At 43.8% G+C, this 20,777-nt stretch carries 16 protein-coding genes; 6 read left to right on the top strand and 10 right to left on the bottom strand.

From position 1 onward, the window contains the following. Positions 1-34: 34 nt before the first annotated feature. The 3 genes from PseudUWO311_RS20435 (at position 35) to PseudUWO311_RS20425 (ending at position 4,785) form a co-directional block, all read left to right on the top strand. Complete coding sequence (locus tag PseudUWO311_RS20435) at positions 35-697, top strand: cobalt transporter (RefSeq protein ID WP_142657087.1); 663 nt, start codon at positions 35-37, stop codon at positions 695-697. 5 nt (positions 698-702) lie between these two features. Then, on the top strand, positions 703-3,906 hold the full coding sequence (locus tag PseudUWO311_RS20430; RefSeq protein ID WP_142657086.1) for an efflux RND transporter permease subunit: 3,204 nt from the start codon (positions 703-705) through the stop codon (positions 3,904-3,906). A gap of 162 nt (positions 3,907-4,068) precedes the next feature. Then, positions 4,069-4,785: a glycoside hydrolase family protein gene (locus PseudUWO311_RS20425; RefSeq protein WP_142657085.1), complete on the top strand. Its 717-nt coding sequence runs from the start codon at positions 4,069-4,071 to the stop codon at positions 4,783-4,785. Between the two features lie 61 nt (positions 4,786-4,846). On the opposite strand, the gene PseudUWO311_RS20420 is transcribed toward PseudUWO311_RS20425, so the two are convergent. Both PseudUWO311_RS20420 and PseudUWO311_RS20415 read right to left on the bottom strand, forming a co-directional pair. Next, complete coding sequence (locus PseudUWO311_RS20420; RefSeq protein WP_142657084.1) at positions 4,847-6,238, bottom strand: MFS transporter; 1,392 nt, start codon at positions 6,236-6,238, stop codon at positions 4,847-4,849. Between the two features lie 21 nt (positions 6,239-6,259). Further along, complete coding sequence (locus PseudUWO311_RS20415) at positions 6,260-7,624, bottom strand: DUF3084 domain-containing protein (RefSeq protein ID WP_142657083.1); 1,365 nt, start codon at positions 7,622-7,624, stop codon at positions 6,260-6,262. Positions 7,625-7,854: 230 nt separating this feature from the next. Here PseudUWO311_RS20415 and PseudUWO311_RS20410 point away from each other — a divergent pair, with 230 nt between their 5' ends. Both PseudUWO311_RS20410 and PseudUWO311_RS20405 read left to right on the top strand, forming a co-directional pair. Beyond that, on the top strand, positions 7,855-8,793 hold the full coding sequence (locus tag PseudUWO311_RS20410; protein ID WP_142657082.1) for an AAA family ATPase: 939 nt from the start codon (positions 7,855-7,857) through the stop codon (positions 8,791-8,793). Positions 8,794-9,069: 276 nt separating this feature from the next. Then, entirely contained in the window at positions 9,070-9,705 is a 636-nt protein-coding gene (locus PseudUWO311_RS20405; RefSeq protein ID WP_142657081.1) for a restriction endonuclease subunit R, read from the top strand. A gap of 93 nt (positions 9,706-9,798) precedes the next feature. Here the strand turns inward: PseudUWO311_RS20405 and PseudUWO311_RS20400 are convergent, their stop codons facing one another. The 8 genes from PseudUWO311_RS20400 to PseudUWO311_RS20365 form a co-directional block, all read right to left on the bottom strand. Further along, positions 9,799-10,092 (bottom strand): type II toxin-antitoxin system RelE/ParE family toxin, encoded by a 294-nt coding sequence (locus tag PseudUWO311_RS20400; RefSeq protein WP_142657080.1) that lies wholly within the window; start codon positions 10,090-10,092, stop codon positions 9,799-9,801. Next, complete coding sequence (locus PseudUWO311_RS20395) at positions 10,089-10,319, bottom strand: addiction module protein (RefSeq protein WP_142657079.1); 231 nt, start codon at positions 10,317-10,319, stop codon at positions 10,089-10,091. The genes PseudUWO311_RS20400 and PseudUWO311_RS20395 overlap by 4 nt, the downstream gene beginning before the upstream one ends. Before the next feature lie 53 nt (positions 10,320-10,372). Beyond that, complete coding sequence (locus tag PseudUWO311_RS20390; protein WP_142657078.1) at positions 10,373-12,067, bottom strand: restriction endonuclease subunit S; 1,695 nt, start codon at positions 12,065-12,067, stop codon at positions 10,373-10,375. Further along, positions 12,060-13,493, bottom strand: a complete 1,434-nt coding sequence (locus PseudUWO311_RS20385) for a helix-turn-helix domain-containing protein (RefSeq protein ID WP_142657077.1) — start codon at positions 13,491-13,493, stop codon at positions 12,060-12,062. The genes PseudUWO311_RS20390 and PseudUWO311_RS20385 overlap by 8 nt, the downstream gene beginning before the upstream one ends. Further along, positions 13,493-14,968: a class I SAM-dependent DNA methyltransferase gene (locus tag PseudUWO311_RS20380; protein WP_142657076.1), complete on the bottom strand. Its 1,476-nt coding sequence runs from the start codon at positions 14,966-14,968 to the stop codon at positions 13,493-13,495. Before PseudUWO311_RS20380 ends, PseudUWO311_RS20385 begins: the two co-directional genes overlap by 1 nt. 148 nt (positions 14,969-15,116) lie before the next feature. Beyond that, positions 15,117-17,483: an EcoAI/FtnUII family type I restriction enzme subunit R gene (hsdR, locus tag PseudUWO311_RS20375; protein ID WP_142657075.1), complete on the bottom strand. Its 2,367-nt coding sequence runs from the start codon at positions 17,481-17,483 to the stop codon at positions 15,117-15,119. Beyond that, a complete protein-coding gene (arsS, locus tag PseudUWO311_RS20370; RefSeq protein ID WP_142657074.1) occupies positions 17,480-18,472 on the bottom strand; it encodes an arsenosugar biosynthesis radical SAM (seleno)protein ArsS in 993 nt (330 codons plus the stop codon). Before arsS ends, hsdR begins: the two co-directional genes overlap by 4 nt. A 26-nt stretch (positions 18,473-18,498) precedes the next feature. Next, complete coding sequence (locus tag PseudUWO311_RS20365) at positions 18,499-18,930, bottom strand: Hpt domain-containing protein (RefSeq protein WP_142657073.1); 432 nt, start codon at positions 18,928-18,930, stop codon at positions 18,499-18,501. Between the two features lie 485 nt (positions 18,931-19,415). Here PseudUWO311_RS20365 and PseudUWO311_RS20360 point away from each other — a divergent pair, with 485 nt between their 5' ends. Beyond that, positions 19,416-20,747 carry an IS4 family transposase gene (locus PseudUWO311_RS20360; RefSeq protein ID WP_142657072.1) on the top strand — a complete coding sequence of 444 codons (1,332 nt, stop codon included), beginning with the start codon at positions 19,416-19,418 and terminating at the stop codon, positions 20,745-20,747. Positions 20,748-20,777: the final 30 nt, after the last annotated feature.

Raw genomic sequence — 20,777 nt, 5'->3', positions numbered from 1 at the left:
TCATTGAATTATTAAGTGCTTGTGAGGATATCCCATGAAAAAGTTTTCTTTGTTTAGTCCTATATTTAGCCCATTATTAGCGACGGCTTTGACCCTGAGTATCCCTGCGATCGCCTTTGCCCATGTTGGACATGGTGATGAATTTCAGGCAACGGGCGGCATCGAGAGAGTCAAGGTAAATGCTACTACCGATACACAGTTGGGCATTGAGGTCAAGGCGATCGCCCCTGAAAAGGGTGGTGGTAAAGCGGTGCTGATTCCTGTGACAGCGCTAGTGGATGCCGATGGCAAGCAATTAGTATTTGTGCAGTACGAAAATTTCTATGAGCCAGTACCTGTGAAAACTGGCTCAACTAAGGGCGATTTAATTGAGATTACCGATGGTTTATCCGTTGGCGAAAAGCTGGTTACTCAAGGCAGTCTATCCCTCTATGCCGAGTCTCGTAAAACTAAACCCACTACTACTGCTGCGAATCCATCGAAAGCTCCTATTGCTAAAACAGATGCGACCGCAACCGATGCAGCTAAAACCAGCACAGATCCAGCCCATGCTCAAGCCCATGCAGAGGGTAAACCCCATAGCCAAGAAGGTGAATTTCCGATCATGCAAGCCTCAATCGCAGGTGGTGGTGCATTATTAATCGCCGCAGGCGTACTTGTTTTTGCGGTGACTCGTGGCAATGGTAAGAAGGGCTAATTTAAATGTTTAACTCTCTTTTAGACCAAATATTGAAAGGATCGATCATTCAGCGTTGGTTGATAGTCATTTGCTCAGTTCTTATAACATTTTGGGGCGTTTTCACGGTTACACAAATGCCCCTAGATGTGTTCCCCGAATTTGCACCGCCTCAAGTCGATATTCACACCAAAGCAACGGGACTTGCGCCCGAAGAAGTGGAATCGCAAATCACGATTCCCATTGAGAGCGCAGTCAATGGCTTGCCAGGGGTGACGATTGTGCGATCGTCCTCCAAGGTGGGGCTGTCGATGGTGAATGTGGTCTTCGATCAGGACGCTGATATTTACAAGGCGCGTCAATCGGTGACAGAGCGATTACAACAGGTCACTAACCAACTGCCTGAAAATGTGCATCCGCCAGAAATTTCGCCCCTCGCTTCGCCGCTAGGTACGATTTTGCAATATGCCTTTACGGTGAATGGACAGGGCAAAACCTCATTGATGGATTTGCGCCGTCTCGTTGATAGCACACTCAAAAATCAGATCTTGTCAGTGGCTGGGGTAACGCAGGTAACGGTCTATGGCGGTGATGAGCGTCAAGAACAGGTGCTAGTCGATCCTGCGAAACTGCGATCGCTAAATGTATCTCTCAACGAAGTTGCCGAAGCCGCTAAGGGCGCAAACTCTAGCGCTCCTGCGGGTTTCCTGATTGGTGGTGGTCAAGAGTTACTGATTAAAGGGAGCGGTAAGGTTAATTCCATTAGCGATCTGCAACAGTCCGTAGTGAAGGTCAGTGATGGCAAGCCGATCCTGTTGCGCGATGTTGCCCAAGTGAAAACGGGTACTGCCCTAAAGCGTGGCGATGGCAGTTTTAATGGTCAACCTGCGATCGTGATGATGATCAATAAGCAGCCCGAAATCGATACGCCCAAGGTGACGCGATCGGTAGAAGCTGTGATGGCATCTTTGCAAAAGACTTTTCCTGCGGATGTCCAGTTAGCGCGAACCTTCCGTCAATCAAATTTTATTGATGCGGCGATTAAAAATGTAAGCGGCTCTCTGATTGAAGGGATTATCATTGTTTCGGTGATTATGCTGCTGTTTTTGATGAATTGGCGCACAGCTCTGATTACCTTGAGTGCCATTCCCCTGTCTTTGTTGATTGGGATGATGATGATGAACTCTTTTGGTTTAGGGATCAACACTATGACCCTAGGCGGTTTGGTGGTTGCCCTAGGCGGTTTTGTAGACGACTCGATCGTCTATATGGAAAACTGTTATCGCAAGCTTCGAGAAAATCAGACACAAGAGTACCCAAAACCCTCTTTTAAGGTAGTATTTGATGCCTTTGTCGAAGTGCGTCTAGCTGTAGTTTTTTCCACAGTAATTATTATTGTGGTCTTCGCACCGATTTTTAGCTTGACAGGGGTAGAAGGAAATATTTTTGCGCCGATGGGTTGGGCTTATTTGCTGTCGATCGCCGCTTCCTTGATTGTCGCCATGACCCTCACCCCAGCTCTTTGTACCATTTTGTTGGCAGGTCAAACCCTACCTCTAGAAAACACCTTTGTCTCCCGTTGGGCGCAAAATCTCTATCGTCCCTTACTTAATCTGTCGATTCGATCGCCCCAAATCATTCTTGGTGTGGCTCTAGCCTCTCTCGTGGCAGCTTTTGCGATCGTTCCTTCCCTAGGACGGGTATTTCTGCCAGAATTTCAGGAAAAATCTATGGTGAACTCTATGGTTTTATTCCCTGGAGTTTCTCTCGATATGACCAACCGAGCAGGGATGACTTTGTACACTTCCCTCAAAGATAATCCCCTCTACGAATGGGTTCAAGTTCGGGCTGGACGCGCTCCTGGGGACGCTGATGGGGCAGGAGTGAGTATGGCTCACGTTGATGTAGAACTGAGCGATCGCGCTTTGGAAGACCGAGAATCCAGCATTAAACAACTCCGAGAGGCTTTTAATAAATTGCCAGGGGTAGCTTCAAATATTGGCGGATTTATTTCGCACCGTATGGATGAAGTGCTGTCAGGTGTCAGAAGTGCGATCGCTGTCAAAATTTTTGGTCCCGATCTAGCCGAATTGCGGAAGATTGGCGAACAAGTGCGGGATGTGATTCAGCCGATTAAAGGAGTTGTCGATCTACAGCTAGAACCTCAGCTACCAATTCGCCAAGTCCAAATTCAATATGATCGCACGGCAGCATCTACCTACGGCTTAACAATGGCACAGGTGTCAGAGGTGATAGAAACGGCTCTCAATGGTCGTGTGGTATCACAACTGGCTCAAAATCAGCAGTTGATCGATATCACTGTCTCCATAACTGAACAAGCTCGGAATAGCCTTGATGATATTCGGGCGATTCCCCTAATTACTCCCACTGGTCAAACTATCGCTCTTCGGGATGTAGCTAAGGTTGATTATGGTATGGGCGCTAACGTTGTAAACCGAGAAAATGTCTCACGGCTGATTGTCGTCTCTGCCAATGTTGCTGAGCGTGATCTGGGCAGTGTGGTCGGTGATATTCAAGCTCAAATTAATCAACAAGTGAAGTTGCCTAATGGTTATTTCATCCAGTATGGCGGTCAGTTTGAATCGGAACAAAGAGCCACAAATAACTTGCTATTGTTTAGTATCTTGGCAGCAATCATCATTTCTATGTTGATGTTCTTCTCGGTGAAATCTCTCCCTGCCACGATCGCGATTATGCTCAATCTGCCTTTAGCTTTGGTGGGAGGGATAGTCTCGATCATCGTCAGTGGTGGGGTCATGTCCGTTGCTTCTCTTGTGGGCTTCATTACCCTTTTTGGTGTGGCTGTCCGTAATGGCTTACTGCTTGTAGACAATTACAACAACAAATTTGCCCAAGGTATCCCTCTCAAAGAAACAATTGTCAAAGGTTCCCTAGAAAGAATTGATGCCATTTTGATGACCGCACTGACCTCAGCATTGGGGACATTACCTCTCGTGTTAGCTGGTGGTTCTGGGAATGAGATTCTCCAGCCTTTAGCGATCGTGGTTTTAGGGGGCTTGTTTACCTCTACCGCCTTAACGCTGTTGGTAATTCCTGCTATCTATGCCAAGTTTGGTAAGTTCATGATTCCTAAACAACAAGCGACCAAGCTTGAGGAAGAAATTGAGGTAGATGAGCGTTCTCAGGTATTAAGTAACTCGGCAATCTGGGTTTTAAGTTTACTTATACCTAACTACTTAGTTAAATAACCTGTATGAGGTGGAACCCTCACACACAAGTTATCCGTCATACCATGAGTTACTAAAGAGCCCACTCAATCCACCTTAAAAAGGGGGAAGAAGAAAATTCTCCTCCCTTTTTAAGGGGATCTATACCTTGAAACGCAGACAGGTTATTTAAAGATTATCTCTATGTTCTTCTATCGTTCTAAACAAAAAAATAATCAAAATAGCGAAAATAAGGCATACAGCAAAAAGCAAAAGATTTGGGATATTGCCTCAATTCTGAGCCTAGTTGCCTTAGCCTGGTTCATTCAAAATGCCCAGAATATCCTCAGAAACACCAAATATCTGCAAGTTTCCGAAGATATACCGCCACTGGTCATGCCTACTGGTGATCCCCATATTCGCGCTTTGATGAGAACTATTTCTGCAAGCGAGTCCAGTGGTAAAAACACCTATGCACTTTTATACGGTGGCGATCATGTCCATGATTTGAGTCAACATCCTGATCAATGTATTCCGATCAAAACTCAAGTGAATAAAGGGAAATGTTCGACAGCATCAGGGCGATATCAATTTCTAACCTCTACTTGGCTCGAAAAAGCTTCCAAATATCATCCAAACCCCTATGAAACTTCTGATGGCATAGTCTATAGCTTTGAGCCTGAGTACCAAGATATTGTGGTCTATCGCTGGCTAAAAGATCATCATCAATGGAATGCTGACATTTTAACTTTGCTGAAACAAAATCGGGTTGAAGATGCTTTGAGCGAGTTGTCTGGTGTTTGGACTAGTCTGGGCGGTGGGATTGAGGATAATTTGGTAACACCTTTTTTACCCAAGCTTTATCGTCAATTTCTAGCTGAAGAACTTGCCTCTACAAGCAAAAAACTCGCAATTCAATAAACCTCAAATAAATGAAGTCACCACTTGGTGGTGACTTCATTTATTTGAAGTTTGATGTTTCCTAATAGCCGTGTAAATGATGAATGTCGGCATAGTAAGCATGGCGATGACGCATTGGTAAATGTTTATGAGCATGAATATGTGGCTCGTTTACGATTATTCCTTCGGAATGTTCATGCTGATGATGCTGATCATGGTAATGCTCATGCTCGTGCAATAAATATTCATGCTTATGTTCATGAGTTTTTGGAGCTAATAGTAATTGCACTCCAACAAACAGCACAAGTCCAATTAGGCTTCCATACAAGAAAGATTGGTTGTAAGTGTGACTGCCTAACCAACCTGCGATTGGGTAGGCGATCGCCCACCATAGATGACTCCACGCAAAATGTGCGCCATAGACTCGACCTTGTAAGTTGCTAGGAATGCGATCGGCAATTAAAGTCTGCGTCGGGAGGTTTACCAGAACTTGTCCTATCCCTGCGATCGCCCAAAGCAACATCAAAGGAGCCAAGCTCACATAATTAGCAGGAAGGATTGCCGCCGTAATCAAGGCTGCACCTAAAGACATTAAAGTCGTGTATTCCCATTTTTTGCTAATAGCGCCGACCATCAAGGCTGCGATAGTTGCGCCAATCCCAAAAGCAGACATCACCCAACCATATTCCAAGTTTCCCAGTTTTAAATTTCCCTGTACATAGCTAACTGTATTAACTAAAATCTGTGCGCCAGCGATCGAGGCTACAAGTTGCAATAGCAGTGCATACCGAATAAATTGGTCTTCAAACAGGCGGGTAGTCCCCTCTTTAATATCGTTTAAAATTTTACGAACAATGCCTATATTTACCTCTACATTTTCATTTTGATGTACTTTAAGCTGTCTGGGAATTGTGAAAACCAAAATTGCTGCGATCAAAAATGAAATTGCATCTAAAAAAAATATCTGTCTTGCTCCGAACCAATTCGAGATACTTCCTGCGATACCAGGTCCTAGCACACCTAATAACTGATAGGTAGCAGCCGAAAGCGCGATCGCCTGTACATAGTCTTTTTTACCAGTGACTAAAGGAATCGTGGCTTGATAGGTGGGTGTAAAAAAAGCATTGAATACATTTAGCGTAAAAACTAAGACATAAATCTGCCAAATTGTATTTATGAATGGTAGTGTTCCCACAATCGCCATACGGGCTATATGGGTAATGATCAGAATATTCTTGCGATCTAGGCGATCGGCGATCGCCCCTGCTAATGGAGACAAGATCACAAAAGCCGTCACTCTTAATGTCAGGGCTACCGAAAGGACGACTCCACTATCTTTCCCTGCCAACTCAAAAGCTAGCAAAGCTAACCCTAACCACGTTAAGGCATCACCAAATAAACTGATTGTTTGAGCAGCATAGAGTCTTGCAAAAGCAGTATTTCGTAGACTTTGAAAGAAAGTAAAGCTTGTCATAATCTAATACATCGCAAATTGCTAACTAAATCGCCCAATTTCAATGCCATTTTGTCGAATTACTAGCTCTAGAATCAGAGAACTAGCAGGAAAAATGGCTTCCTTAGCTACAGCCTTAATTTCGTAGGGAGACTTAAGTTCGCTAACTACTTTAAACAACTCAGTCAAAGCGTCAGGGGGGAAATTGCCGACTTTGCCTGTAAGTGGGTTAGCTAGGACTCCCTCACGACGAGCGCGAAAACTGACTAACAAAAATAGTTGCTCAACCCTCGATGCAAGAGCCTGCGCGGATAGATCTGGAGTAAATTGTAAGGAGGCGATTTCAGCACCTGCGGCAAATATTTGCCGGTTTAGGGTGACATCAGCCGCGATCGCAACTCTGGTTTCGCGTTTTAGAAAATTACCAGCAGAAAGAATACGGATCACGTAGCTTTTTCCATCCTTGATCCGATTCAGTAGTCCTTCGATCTGTGCATCTGTAATCTTAATAACTGGTTCTTTAGGCGCTTGATCAGGAAGAAAATCCAGAAGTTCACGGGCATTTCGCTCGGCTTGCTGTAGGAGCTGGGTACTGGCTTGGCGTAACTCAGCTTGGCTCAAATTTGGACGCACAACCCCAATCGATAAAATTTGGTCGGCGAAAATAGCGACGTTACCTTTGCGTAGAGCTTCAAGACTGATCAGCAATTGCTCACGGGCAGATTCTAGGGAGGCTACTTCTGAGCCAAGAGCTACCCGTTGTTTTTCAATTTCTACTAAGCGTTGCTCTGACTCATCAACCCTTTGTTTGAGGGTTTCGCGATCGCGGGAAATACTTGCTAACTCAGTAGAAATCCGCTCTTTTTCACCGCGAAGCTGATTACTTTCAGCTTGAAGACTTTCTTGCTCTGCACTCAAACTCTTAATGCGATCGCGGAGATCTGCTTCCTGCTGCGAGGCTTTTTGGAGTTGTTCGTCAGCTTGGGCAAATTTGCTCTCGACTGATTGTAATAAAGCCTGAGTTTCTGACTGTTTACGCACAGCTTGGACTAACGACTTATTAATTTCACCTAAACGTTGTTGCGCTTTTTCCTGTTCGGTTTTTGCAGCATTTAGCTCTGTTTCAATTTTTTGCTTTTGTTCTTGGCTACTAGATAACTCTGAGCGAATACTCTCAAGACGAAATAATCCATCCCTTAGCTGACTACTTAGCAATAATAAAATCCCTAAGGTGGATGCAGAGATCATTCCGCCTGTAGCGATCGTCACGACTGTGGCGGTGTCACGCGGTCTCAATTTGAATATGCTAAGCCGCGCTTTTCCAACCTTAGTGCCGATGCGATCGCCTAAAGTTGCGATCATGCCTCCTAAGATCAAAATCGCTAAAATCAGCGTATATCCAGCCATGTAACTCCTAAGTCCTCACGCTGTTGATTTTAGCAGATCCACGCTCATGAAAGCAGTAGAGGCAATTCATGAATTGTCTCTACTATAATGGGTTGTGCTGCGCTGAAGGCGCAGCACAACCCAAAATTGAGAATTACTGTTGCCTCTGCTGCTTTCATGGGCAAGCGAGCCGCAATAGGCTAGTATGACAAGTATTGCAAAATTCGATCTTCACAAGCTTGATGGGGAACATGGAAAAGCAACTCAAAGTACAACAATTAGTTGACAATCTGGCGAAGGCAATCGTTGGCAAAGATGAAGCCATTCAACTGGTCTTAGTAGCATTATTTTCGGGCGGTCATGCCTTATTAGAAGATGTGCCTGGGGTGGGCAAGACTTTACTCGCCAAATCACTTGCTGCTTCTATATCTGGAAAATTTCAGCGGGTGCAATGTACTCCCGATCTATTGCCCACCGACATTACGGGGACAAATATTTGGAATCCCCAAAAAGGTGAATTTCAGTTTTTGCCAGGGCCAGTATTTGCAAATGTGTTGCTTGCTGATGAAATCAATCGGGCGACTCCACGAACTCAGTCTGCATTGCTAGAGGTAATGGAAGAGAGTCAAGTCACCGTTGATGGGATATCTCGGAAAGTTCCCTCACCATTTTTTGCGATCGCCACTCAAAACCCCATTGAATATCAAGGGACATTCCCCTTGCCAGAGGCGCAACTCGATCGCTTTGCCTTGTCTTTTAGTATTGGCTATCCCAGTGAAGCGGAAGAGCTAGAAATGCTGAAGCGGATGCAAGTTGGGAAAATTGGTTCGGCTCAATTAGAAGCATGTATCACCCCTGAAGAAGTACTAGAGATTCGGCAACTCTGTACTCAAGTCCCTGTTAGTGATGCGACTAGCGAATACATTGTGAATATTGTCCGTGCGACTCGTAACGATGAAGAAATCACCCTTGGCGTGAGTCCTAGAGGTACAAGCGCTTTATTGCGATCAGTTCAAAGCTATGCCTTTATTCAACAAATGCTTGATCCTAATCGCAAGTCTGATTATGTTTTACCTGATGATGTGAAGTTCCTAGCTCCCTATGTTTTAGGACATCGCATTATGGCGGCAGGAAGGCGATCGCCTAAGAAGATCATTCAGCGCTTACTAGATGTTGTGCCTGTTCCTTAATTACTGATGTTACGTGGAAGGAATTCCTGCCATAGCATAGGTCTAGGGCTGGCACGGGGGCACAGCCCCTACGATAACCCTTAAATTTTGGGGTAGGGGCAATCCCCCCGTGGTTGCCCTGCTATGCTTGCAGTAAGAGATTCATTATCTGTGTTCCACGTAACATCAGTTAATTATAGATTTGAGGTTTGGTTGCGATCGCATTTCACTAAATCTCACAGTGCGATCGCGAAATGTTAAGATCAATAAAGACTGCCGATCAAACCAGAGGTCAAGATGGTTGCACTTGACTCAAAAAATTTGAATTTTGAGGATGTTGAGCGCCTATTAGGCTTTCACGAATCTGGAAGCATGGGTGTTTTTTCTGACTATCTCGATCTGCAATCTGTGTCAGATCTTGAGCAAACAGAATTAACTGAGATTTGCACTAATTTCCGTCGATATCTCTTGTCAGGTAGAGTTTCTGAAGGACAAATTAAGTTTCTTGCGCTTGCGCCTTTGATGAATTTAGCAGGTTACTATAATCAAGAAATCGAATTACTTTTAGAGGAAAATATTCAGCGTATTGATATTCTCGAAGCGGATATAAGTATCACGGGTAGATATGATATTTTGGCGGTTAAAAAATCTGGATTTCCAAATTTAACTAAGCTTTGGGTGCTGATAGTTGAGGCTAAGAGAGCAGGAATAGAACCTTTTACGGGTATTCCGCAGTTGTTGACTTATGCTCATGAGTCTTTGAGTTCTCAGTCTTCGGTTTGGGGTTTAGCAACAAATGGTTTGCATTTTCAATTTATCCGTATCTGTGCAGGAGAAGCACCTGTTTATCAGCTATTTCCATCTCTATCTTTGATCGAGTCTGAGCCTTCTATTTTGATTCTTAAGGTTCTGAAAGCTATTTGTAAATTGTGATTTGGTTGCGATCGCATTTCACTAGATCTACAGTGCGATCGCAACCAAATCATTTCCCTATAAATCACTTTTATTTAATGCAGTATTAATGGGTTACTTTTTCCTATTCTTCCAATATCCAACTTCTCTGCTACAGTGCATTACTGCCAATATGAGAATAAAGTCTGGCTCAATTGTGTAAAGCACTGCATAGGGAAATTTTCGTGTCATGCAACGCCTAATATCTTCGTCAATTGTGGCATAACGGTTGGGATATTCCCTAACCCGTAAAATCGTATCTTCAATTGCATTAATAAATGCTTGGGCAATTTCGACTTTTTGACCAGCATAATACTCGACTGCATCAGAATATTCTGCTAATGCTTCAGGATGAAATACATACTTCATTGAGCTAGTAATCTTCTCACTTGGGCTAGGGCATCATCTCCTGAAATAGTCTGTACAGATCCATCGCGCACTGCATCGCGTCTAGTTTTGGCTTCATTTGTCCAAGCTGACTGAATGGCTGGATCGATATCAAATTCTAAGCTTTCAATTAGTTTTTCTGCTAAAAGCGCTCTGGAAATACTAGGCAGTGATAGTAGTTCTTTGGTTAGTAGTTCTATTGATTTCATAAAAATATGATTAGGCTTTGTTGTGTAGTCTAGCAAAATTTTTAGGTTTTGAGCTAAACCTTGGTCATCACGGAGTTAAGCAGGTTGGTCTTTTTGCTATTAGCGATGTCTATCTGCTTTTCTAGCTCGTCGCAAAGGGTCATGAGTTGATCGATTTTGGCAACAATGCGATGTTGTTCGGCAAGTGGAGGAAGGGGAATCAGTGTTTCTTTGATTTTGCCAACGTTTAAGTTTGGTTGAGCAGCACCTTCAGCTATAGAACGGATTTCATCATATATTTTGACGAAATAATATTTGATGTATTGTTTTAATTCTTTGGATGATTCATAGAAACCCATTGCTGCTATTGCCTGATTTGTCGCTCCAGCCAATACAATTTCGCTGATTTGACCTCTGGTTTTGCCTTGTCCATACATAGCGATAATTAGACTTCCTGAAGGAAAGATTTTACAGTTGGTTTCTTTAAGTGCTTTCTCTGTTATGAATGTCTCTGGGATCTTTGCAAAACTATCATTTGTTGCCGAACTGGTATACCAAGGAATATTTCCGTTGTAATATTCTGAGTTGGTTGTAGCAGGTGTTGAGCCTGTCCCCACATCAACGATATCTATAACCCTTACCCATTTCCAATTTGCAGGCAAATCATAGGGAACTTCTTCCAGTTTAATTTCTGGTAGAGGTTTAGATGCTTTTATCTTCCCTTCCTTAACTAGTCTATTTTTCTCTACCTCGATCGCATTTAACAACTCACTAGCTGGCTGGTCATTAGGATCTTGTGGTACTAGCTTGCCCATGACGGCGAGTTGGAGTATAGCTTTGCGTAGTTCTGTCACATTTGCTTTAACAGAATAAAGTTCGCCGAAATGTTGCGTGATGAAATGCCATGAGGTTTTGAAGTCGTTGTGATCTTTGGCTGTCAGCAATTGATTCAGCGCGGCATTGTGGACGGTGATTTGTTTTTGAGCATGGACTTGGCGCAGTTTTTCCAGATCATCACATCGTGCCATTAGTTCATCAATTTTGGCAACAATACGGCGTTGTTCTGCGATCGGGGGAAGAGGATGAATACTTTCTACAGCTTGTTCAGTTCCAAGTCTTGGCATTTTCACCCCATACATAAGAGTGTTTACATAATCTAAAAATGCAGGTCTTTTTAGCGCCCACCGTAGAAAATGCGGATCAACTTTTCCGAAAAGTACAATAGGGACAATCTCTGTAGTACATATTCCATCATCATCAGCAACCACCACTTTATTAAGGTATGGTCGCAATTTCCCATAAAGAACATCACCTTTTAGAAAAGTTGATTTAGTTGATTTTGACTCTCGTTCAGAATATTTAGCTCTGTAGATAATTCTTGATGTATCTTTTTCAATATCTTCAAGATCTAACAACCAAGTTTCAGATTCTATCTGTTCAGGATTAATATTTGTTCTGCCATTGTAATTCGCGATTTCTCCTAATCTTACCCACTCCCAACTCTTCGGCAAATCATAGGGAACCTCATCAAGCTTAATCTCAGGCAAAGGCTTAGAAGGTTTGATCTTCCCATCCTTCACCAATCTACTTTTCTCCGCCTCAATCTCCTTCAACAACTCCCTAGCAGACTGATCGCTTGGATCTTGTGGAACTAACTTCCCCTGCATCGCCAGCGACAAGATCAACTCGCGCAACTTCTTCACGCCATCAGGCGCAGCAAAAGCCACATCAAAATATTTTTCTAAAAGTAAGATTGTTTCGTTATTCATGGCGATTTTTTTCCTTTACAAGCAAGGCTTGCCCCGTTGGAGTCAAGCGATATTTTTGTAAACGGCTATTAGGCTTATCAGGAATCGTGTATTCAATCAGTCGTTTTGTGATCAACTCCTTTACCGCCCGATTCACCGCCCCTGAAACTCTCCCATGAGCCAAAGCCTTGGCAATTTCAGAACGCTGTAACGGCTTATTTGCCAGCATGTGTAAGACAGTCTTAGACATTTCTGACTCTAGCCCCGACTCTAGCCCCGACTCTAGCCCAGCAATCAGATTCCTCGTTGCTACAGGTTCCGCCAAATGTACAATAAACCGCAGACGCAGACCAATTTCTATGATTTCAGGGCTGGGTAAACCCAACTCCTCCGCCTCTCGAAACATTCGCCGCACACCACTACCCCATTGTTCGATTAGATTTAGCTCACGGAACACACGAGCAACTACAGGATTACGGATCTTAGAAATACCTTGCTTCATATCCTCGATCGTCATCCCCGATAACAAGATTCCAGGGTTTTCGATCTCAATGCGATCGTCAAAGAAAGCAATCCGAATCGGCGCACCCCGTTGAGAATAGTCAGCATGAACCAACGCATTGATCACCGCCTCCCGCAAAATTCCTAGGGGAATACTCCAAACATCTCGCCGTTGCACCCCTGAGAAATCAGCTCCCCGCATTGCGTGTTTTTTGAGAAACAACATAATGCTGTCCACCAACTGCGGTAAAGGCTCATAAAGCTCAATGTGATCGAAAATTACCGCCTTGTCATTACCAACAAAACGCCCACATTGCACCCAAGCATCAGGGAAATGAAATATGCGATCCTTGCCAAATAACAGGATCGCGCCCCTAGTTGGTACTAGTTTGCCTTGCTCTCGGCGCAACAACTTCAGCGTCAGCAAACCCTGTTCATCAAGTTCACGGCGATCGCCAAACCATTTTTTGATCACCCCTAAGTCCAGATCCGATATAGACAAATCTGGTATCGGCATTTCATCAAAAGCAATTCCCTCAACAGATCGCCTCATTTCTGCAATTAGCTCTCGATCTGCAAGCCGATTGGACGAACCCAGCCGCACATACACGCCCCTTTCCGCGCCCTCAGCTTGTAAATAATGGGGGCGAGAATTACTCAGATAAACCTCAACGATTAATAAAGTGCGCTCGTTAACCGTAACCATTTCAATGTTTGGGACTAGGCGAGGGCTGATCGAGTCAGCGATCAAGTTGCTCAGACGTTCCTCCTCATCCAAAGGAAACTCAACTCCTATAGGTTGTTTTGTGCGATCGTCAACACCAATGATCGCCCTACCCCCAGACGTATTAGCAAAGGCAACCAAGGTTTTTAGCAGGTTTTTGGGTGATGACAGATCTCGTTTAAATTCAAGGGTTTTACCTTCATTGAGCGTTAGTAATTCCATTAAAGGCCACCACTTGTTTGTTGCAAAGCATTGATCAACTCCTGCTTCAAAGCATTTTGCGCCTTCTCCATCTCACGGGCAATCTCCAAATATTCCAACATCAAATCCTCAGGATCGCCATGATTGACCATCACCTCATGGGGATTTTTACAATCAAGATTATAATTCCGAGCCGCAATCTCCGCTGCCGAAACCTTCCAAGCATATTCATTCACCTTGCGCCCCTTTCTCGTCGCCCCACCCCACCACTTTTTCTCGCGATCGAACTCCGCGATCGTTAGCGGCTTAGAACGCGAATAGGACTTGTAGCCCTCAGGATATGGATGGGCAAAAAACCAGACATCCTTAGTCGGCTCACCCTTCTCAAAAAAGAGAATATTCGTATTAATGCCCGTATAGGGACTAAACACGCCCTTCGGCAAACGCACGATTGTATGCAGATTAAATTCTTCTAGAAGCTCCCGCTTCAGATTAGTTTTCGTTCCCTCCCCAAATAAGAAACCATCGGGCAATACCACCGCAGCGCGTCCAGTATCAGGCTTGAGTAAATGCATAATCAACGCCATAAACAAATCAGCAGTTTCGCGAGTCTGATACTTTTTCGGGAAATTGCTCTCAATGCCATCCTCCTCCATGCCCCCAAAAGGCGGATTTGTGATCACGATATCCACCCGATCCTTCGGGCTGTAATCCCTAAGCGGACGGCTCAAAGTATTGTCATGGAGAATATTGCTAGGCACATCAATACCATGCAACATCATGTTCGTCATCGCCAACATATGCGGCAGGGGCTTTTTCTCCACTCCGTGAATCGTCGCCTCCCGCAAAGTGCGATCGCTAGGATTTTTGATCTGCGGATTCAGATGCTCGATTGTACAGGTCAAAAAGCCACCAGTACCACAGGCAGGATCAAGTACCTTTTCGCCCAGCTTAGGATTGATAATATCCACCATAAACTGAGTCACAGCGCGAGGTGTGTAATATTCCCCCGCATTCCCCGCCGATTGCAGATCCGCCAAAATCTTTTCGTAGATGTCATTAAACAAATGGCGATCGCTAGAGGAATTAAAATCCACATCACTTTCGATGCTATTAATCACCTGACGCAATAAAGTCCCCGACTTCATGTAGTTATAGGCATCCTCAAACACCGCCCCAACAACCTTACCCAATGGCGACACCCCAGCCGCAGTAGCAAGTTTTTTCAGCGAAGGAAAGAGATCATTGTTCACAAAGTCGATCAGCTCTTCACCCGTTATCCCCTCTGGATTCTTTGCCCAATTTGTCCAACGAAAACGGCTCTGCAACGGAGATTTATAGTCCGAAATCGTAAACTCCCATTCCTGTTCCTTATCATCAAAAATCTTCAGAAAAAGCAACCACACAATCTGGCTAATCCTCTGAGCGTCACCATCAACGCCCACATCCTTTCGCATGATGTCCTGAATACTTTTGATGAGTGTGCCAATTGCCATGAGCGTCCTTTAAAATTGCATCGTAATTATAGAGTTTTCGCCCCTAGCCCCAATTCTAGGGAACAAGAAAATAATAGTCTTTCAAAGTCCCCCAGAATTGGGGGATTTAGGGGGCTTGATTAATCGAAACGTAGACAGAAAGAGTATTTTACGCACTATATAGCGATCGCTTCAACTCGTGCAAAGCTGAGCGGTAGGCATCCAGCCCACCAAAAGCGCGGACAATCTCCATCGGTGTGCCAAATTGCGGGAAAGGCGCAACCGTGAGAATCTGCGTTTCCTCAATCGGAGCTACCCCCTCATCGGCATACTTTTGTAATAGTGCTTCCAGCACCCGTCGGGATTGCTCTCCATACTTGGCAAAGTAATTGCGCTTTTTTACCTGATCGGCACGTTCTTTGCGGGTCAGCGGTGGCATATCCCAAGCAACGTGACAAAGCAGATCGAAGGGGTCGCAATCTTTACCGATCTCTTGGGCTAGAGCCTCAAAGAATACACCCTCAGTAGCTAGTTCATCAACGATCGCCTGTTTCTTATCAGCATCGCTCCAGCGTCTGAGAAAGTCATCCAGCGAGGCAAATTCCTTAGTCACCGCCTTGCGCGTATAGTCTTTGAGCGATTCTGTAATTAGTTTGCCGTTAGCATCGAAATACTGAACTCGTTCAGACGCAACCTTGACCTCAACATTTGCCACCACATAGCGCCTAACTCCAGTCTCATATTCAGAACCATCGGGTTCAGCAGTCCATCCCAAGCTTTTGTCTGGTACTGGATAGCGGCTGGTGAGTTCATCCTCCTCTGGCAGTTCTGGCGGCACTGGCGATTCATCCGATTTTGGCTCATAGATCTGCACTGGATCGCCGTCAAAATCAGGATCGGCAAACAGCTCCGTCGCTTTTTTAAAATCAATGATCGTGAAATAAAACTTGCCATAGTCCTCATTAATGCGAGTACCACGCCCAATAATTTGCTTAAACTCAGTCATCGACTGAATCCTTTGATCCAACACAATCAATTTACAAGTTTGAGCATCAACCCCAGTAGTCATAAGCTTGGAGGTCGTCGCAATCACAGGATATTTTGATTCTGGAAAAATAAAATTATCAAGCTCTGCTTTGCCCTCTTCGTTATCACCCGTAATCCGCATCACATAGCGTGAATCAGCCGCGAGATCAGCATTTTCATTCACCAACGCCTGACGCATCCGCTCCGCATGGTCGATATTTTCACAAAACACAATCGTCTTATCAAAGCGATTAGTAGCTTTCAGAAACTCGCTCACCTTTTTAGCAACTAACTTCGTGCGCTGTTCCAATACCAAATTTTTATCAAAATCCTTCTGGTTATAAACGCGATCCTCAATCTCATAGCCATATTTATCGACCATGCCGCGATCGGGTCTCCAACCCGCTAAATCTTTATCTAAATCAATCCGCACCACTTTATAGGGCGCAAGAAACCCATCATCAATCCCCTGACGCAGAGAGTAGGTATAGATCGGTTCCCCAAAATAATCAATATTAGAAACTTCCTTCGTTTCTTTAGGCGTTGCTGTCAGCCCGATTTGTGTCGCCGAAGAAAAATATTCTAAAATCTGCCGCCATGCCGAATCCTCAGCCGCACTCCCCCGATGACACTCATCGATCACGATCAAATCGAAAAAATCACGACTGAACTGTTTATAAATATTCTGCGCCTCTTCGTTGCCCGTCACAGCCTGATACAGCGACAGATAAATTTCATAGGACTTGTCCGCTTGCCGCTTCTGAATTTTAGTCATCGCCGAGCCGAATGGCTTGAAATCATTAGTCATAGTCTGATCGACCAAGATATTGCGATCGGCTAAAAACAGAATTCGCTTTCTTTTCTTGGACTTCCACAGCCGCCAGATAATCTGAAACGCAGTAAAAGTCTTGCCAGTACCTGTAGCCATGACTAGCAAAATGCGATTTTGTCCCTTAGCGATCGCCTCAATCGTCTTGTTAATCGCCAATAGTTGATAGTATCGCGGAGTCTTATTTGACCCATCGCTATAGTAATCCTGCGTCACGAGGCTCTCTTGATTTTCCGTTAGTCCTCGATGAGCAGACCACCATAGCCAGAGCAAATTGGGAGAAGGAAATTCTTCTAGACTGATTTCTCGCTCAATAATGCCATCAAGGGCAATCTTGTTATGAAATAAAAAGCCATCACCATTGGAGCTAAATATAAAGGGAACCTCAAGCATTTCCCCATAGCCTAGCCCTTGCTGCATACCATCACCCAAAGAATGATTATTATCCTTGGCTTCGATTACTGCGATCGGGATGTTGGGCTTATAGAACAGCACATAATCAGCACGCTTGTTTTTAGCGCGGGTATGTAACTGCCCACGCACAAGGACACGCCCATTAGTCAAGGCAAATTCTTCGCGAATCTGCGTAGCGATATCCCAGCCAGCCCTTTCTAAGGCAGGAGTAATGTATTTAGTACAAATATCCCGTTCGGAGAACTGCTTTTTGGGAAAGATAGTCATAACAACGCACCACCGCAACTAGAGCCACTTCCTGCCGTACAACCATAGCAATAGTCATCGGTTTGAATCTTTTGAATGATATCTAAAGAGCCTAGCTCTAAAATATTGGCTACGGTCAGAGTCTCACCATTAGGCGATCGCGCTGGCAAATTCTCCATTTGATTAAAATCACAATCATAGATGTTGCCTTGATAATCCACTGAAAGCTGATTTCGACACATTAAGCGATCAAGAGTGTCAGGATTAAAATGTGATTCTAAAAATTGTGAATATTCTTCTTCTAACTTGCGATGGCGCAGATGGAATTTACTTCTGCCAATGGGAAGATTGGTAATTGTAAATAGGTTATTAAACACAATCCCAAAATGCTCTTGCAGATGGGTTTTATAAGCTATTTCTAAACCTTGTTGATTAGGAGCAAGGGAAAATTTATTAGAATTGGGAAGTGGTGGATTGTATACCAAATCTAAAATCAAATCAGGATTAGAACCATAGCCAAGCCTATTTAGCCATTGTAAAGCTTGAATTGATTTATCAAATACCCCCTTACCACGCATCTTATCCACATTGTCTTCCAAATAGCAAGGCATAGAAGCAACAACTCGCACTTGGTTTTGAGCAAAGAATTCGGGTATATCGGTATACCCCTTTTCAAAATAAATCGTCAAATTAGAACGAACGATCGCTTCTTTGCCAAGTTCTCGCGCCGCTTTAACTAATGCATGAAATCCATACAGCATCTCTGGGGCACCCCCAGTCAGATCTACTGTCTGAATTTGTGGGAACCGATGAATGATTTCGATTAACTGTTGGCAAATTTCTGCTGTTAATTCTTCGGTACGAGTTGGGCTAGCTTCGACATGACAGTGAGTACAAGCGAGATTACAAATTTTACCCAAATTGATCTGCAATATGGAGATCTGTTGTTTTAGAAATGGAGCTTTTAGTTTTAGAGAAAATGGTGTGGTAGCGATCGCAGGAACTTGCATAGATTAGCAATCTAGTTAATATGTGATCATTGTGCCATAAACTCAAGAATAAGGGTTTGAATCGCCTTAATTACCTCTGTATATTCATTATTAAGGAGAATTAAAATATCAGTTGAACCTGTAATCTCCCCTGTTTTGCCAACTTTTTCTAAATACTTACTGATTTGAGACAGTCTAGTTGCCCCAATACTGGCACTAGTCGATTTTAGAGAATGTGCAGCAATTGCAAATTTATTAGCATCTTGGTTAGTAAAAGCAGCCTGAATTTCATCCATCAAATTTTCGGCTGAACTAAGATAGATTGTCACTAAGTCTGAAAAGATTAAATCGTCGTCTATTGTTTCTCGCAAGTCTTGAAACGAGGAGATATCCAGAGTTGGGAAATCCATAGACTCTGGATAATCATGCATCAGACCATTTACCTTTGAGATCGCATTATCTTCCACATTTTCAGGCATGTCATTTCTCAAATCAATAAATTTTTAGAAATCCATTCTAGTTCTTTTGGGCGAAAACTGCTTACAGCGCTCTGCGCTCAAACCCAAACCAAGAAAACTTTTGACAGCATTGCAAAGCCATGCTGTCAAAAGTTTTCTTGTAGTTTGTTTGATAAAAATCTGCTGTAAACCGCGTTATTTTTGCAATGACATAACCCAAAAAAATGAAAGAAAAGCAAAGCTTTTCTTTCATTTTTTTGGGGGAGGAAGAATTAAATTCTCCCCACTTTTAGAGCGTGTTTGAGAAGTACCTATCTAGCATGAATTTCTGTTTTTACCCCCCTTAATCCCCTACCGTGTACACACAAGTCAGCCTACACTAGGATAAAAGTATGGCAAGGGTTACAGATGCAATTAAATCCGATAGTAATTCATAACGAGGTAACAAAAGGGAAAGCATTTGGCGATCCACGATTGGTAAAAAGGGGGGGATACTATACGAAAAAATGGTTGAATGCCAATCGGTAAATATACGCCAAATCAGTAAAAACAGAGCCGAACAAATCGCAAATTATCGTTTTTTAGAAAATGACAACGTGACTATATCAGAACTCACAAAAAGCTTGTCAGAGCAATGCCAGCAGAACGTTGGAGGAAAGCACGTATTAGCAATAAGTGATACCAGCGAAATTAACCTCCAAAGCCATAAAGGACGACTAAAGGAAAAAGGGTTGGGAGTAGTGGGAAACAATAAAGATGTGGGATTTTTTATTCATCCAACCTTAGTATTGAATGCAGAGACAGGATTCCCATTAGGGTTGAGTACTGTGCAGGTTTGGACAAGAGCCTTGAATCATGCCGACAAAAAAGCTAGAAAGTATAAACAACAGCCAATCGAAGCGAAAGAATCATACAAATGGCTAGCAAGTGCGGAAAGGAGCATTAAATGTCTGGATGGCGGAGATGCCAGTATGGTGACGCACATCGGCGACCGTGAAGCAGATTTGTATGAAGAATGGGCAACAGTACCTAAACAACTAAATCATCACCTACTGATTAGGGCTTGCCAAAATCGCTGTCTGTGGCAAAAGACAGAATTACTTTATGAATATCTGGCAAAACAGTCTATTGAAGGTACTTACGGGCTGCAAGTTCACAGTGATGCAAGAACTGGGCGCAAAAGTCGTGAGGCTTTTCTGGCTGTACGTTTCACCCCAATCGAAATTCAACGCCCTGCATCTTTACCAGTCGCAGATTATCCACCGCATTTGCGAATATACGCAGTCGAGGTCAGCGAAGTTCAAGCACCTATAGACCAAGAGCCAATCCTATGGAGACTTCTCACCACTCATGAGGTGCTGTCTATCGAAAAAGCACTACAAATTATCCAGTGGTACTGTTGGCGATGGCGCATTGAACAGCTTTTTGCCACTCTCAAATTAGCGGGCTTAGATATTGAATCGACTCAGTTAGAGTCTCCTGATGCAATTAAGAAGCTTGCCGTTTTAGCTTTGTCTGTCGCAGTTCGCACTTTGCAAATGGTTGAGAGGCGTGAAACTCCTAACATTTCGGCTTCTCTGGCTTTCTCTGATATGCAATTACAGTGCTTGTCCAATATTGAACCGACCCTGCAAGGCAATACTGTGAAGCAGAAAAATCCTCATCCTCGACAATCTTTATCTTGGGCAACTTGGATTATTGCTCGTCTTGGTGGCTGGTCAGGTTATCGCTCTCAACGTCCTCCTGGTATGCCCACCATTGTCCATGGGCTGCAACGCTTTGAGGCTATTTTTCTTGGTTGGATTTTGCCTCACTCACGACTTGTGTGTACACGGTAGCTTAAAAAGGGGGAGGGTTAGGGTGGGGTA

It is taken from the genome of Pseudanabaena sp. UWO311, assembly GCF_006937785.1.
Taxonomy (GTDB): Bacteria; Cyanobacteriota; Cyanobacteriia; order Pseudanabaenales; family Pseudanabaenaceae; genus Pseudanabaena.
Note: the sequence above shows the minus strand (reverse complement) of the source record. Positions and strands in the feature narration are given on the sequence as shown.